This is a genomic window from Limnospira sp. PMC 289.06 (assembly GCF_032350395.1).
Lineage (GTDB): Bacteria > Cyanobacteriota > Cyanobacteriia > Cyanobacteriales > Microcoleaceae > Limnospira > Limnospira platensis.
In genome coordinates this window covers 1-1,737 of the sequence record NZ_JARPLC010000274.1, presented here as the reverse complement: position 1 = coordinate 1,737, position 1,737 = coordinate 1, and the positions used below count along the sequence as shown (strand labels likewise).

Annotated in this window: 2 protein-coding genes; both read left to right on the top strand. The window is 39.8% G+C overall.

Annotated features, from left to right (window positions below):
- Positions 1-323: 323 nt before the first annotated feature.
- A complete protein-coding gene (locus tag P5674_RS24425) occupies positions 324-761 on the top strand; it encodes a DUF2752 domain-containing protein (protein ID WP_006615993.1) in 438 nt (145 codons plus the stop codon).
- Between the two features lie 157 nt (positions 762-918).
- Positions 919-1,185, top strand: a complete 267-nt coding sequence (locus tag P5674_RS24420) for a TM2 domain-containing protein (RefSeq protein WP_006615994.1) — start codon at positions 919-921, stop codon at positions 1,183-1,185.
- Positions 1,186-1,737 lie beyond the last annotated feature (552 nt).

Here is a 1,737-nt window from a genome sequence, read left to right as displayed (position 1 = left end):
TTGGGTTTCACTGCGTTTCACCCAACCTACAAAGTTGAGTTTCACGGTCGTTTCACACCACCATTAGTTGAGTAGGTTGGGTGGAGGTAACGAAACCCAACGCCACCATTTCTAACCTTCTGTTGGGTTTCACTGCGTTTCACCCAACCTACAAAGTTTAGTCGTAGTGATGATTGGTTGATGTAATTATTCTCATTTTTTGCCCCCTTCACATCTGTACAATCGCCAACCTCATAAAAAGACTAGCACTGTGATATACTTTTATCACTATGTCAGCACATTCTCTGATCGGCAGTTTTGGGTTTGCTCAAGTCTGAACTATAATGCGATTTCAGTTATCTTCCCAAAAATTATCTACTCAAGCCTTACAATGGCGCTATTTTAGCTTGTCTTGTGTCTCTTCTCCCCTTGTCGGTGCTTATTTATTAGGACATACTTCTGCTAGTTTTGGGTGGAAATGCCTGATTTTATCAGCGACGGGTATTCCTTGTCCTACCTGTGGGATGACTCGCGCTTTTGTAGAAATTGCTAGGGGGAACCTCAGAGAATCTCTCTCCTATCATGGATTGGGAATCTGCGTTTTTGTGGGTTTTTTATTGATGACTATTCATTTATGTATTGAAATTTTAACCCGTCGTTATTTGTCTAGTTCCTTGCATGATTGGTTATTCAACCATAAGATGGGGTTGGTAGGATGGTTTCTGATCGTCTTATTGGGTTATCATGGAATTCGTTTGGCTGTTTTCCTCACAACCGGGTAACTCACCCTAAACCTGGCTTTCATATAACCTGGGTAATATCACAAATAATTACTGAATGTAAACAAAAATTAAACAAATATAAATTAATTCTATAATTTTCCTGATATCCTCCCAATTGGGGCTAGTCTAAAAGAAAACTAGCTAGGGGTCAAGACAGATGTCAGAACCTACATTACAGGAAGCCAATAGTAAGAAAATTGCTGCTGGAGTTTTGGGGATTCTTTTGGGTGGATTGGGGATTCACAAGTTCGTTTTAGGATATAGTACAGAGGGGTTAATTATGCTGTTGTCAACCCTATTCACTTGTGGAGTAGCAGCAGTAGTTGTAGGGGTTATTGGTTTGATAGAAGGAATCATTTATTTGACTAAAAGTGATGAAGAGTTTTTGCAGACTTATATGCTCAATAAAAAAGGATGGTTTTAACCCCTAATAATGGTCAAATTAAAACATCAGTATAATATGATTATTACTGTTTTTTCCTGGTTATATTTCAGGAACTTTATCAAAAATGTTGATTAAGAGAAAGACGATTTTATTAACTGGATTGACAGGAATCAGCCTCCTGTACTTTATAACTTTTTCCAGTTTTTCGTTTCCGGTATGGATGCGCGGTAATCTTGCCTTAATTCCCTTACAGGTGTTGGCTATTTTATACGTTATATACTGGAATAATCGACACTAAAATTGGGGACGGGTAAAATCAGGATACCTAAAAAGCAATATCAGGGATGATGGGTAAAGGTTTGGGAAAAGAAGCAATACGGGCTGCTCCCCAGGGCGATCGCATTTCCCCCGTAGTATTAAATCTTTCCCCCCTACCCGCCTCTTTCAGGTAGTCAGTTTGTTGGGTTTCACGCTCGTTTCACACCACCATTAGTTGAGTTGGTTGGGTGGAGGTAACGAAACCCAACGCCACCATCTCTAACCTTCTGTTGGGTTTCACGCTCGTTTCACCCAACCTACAAAGTTGGGTTT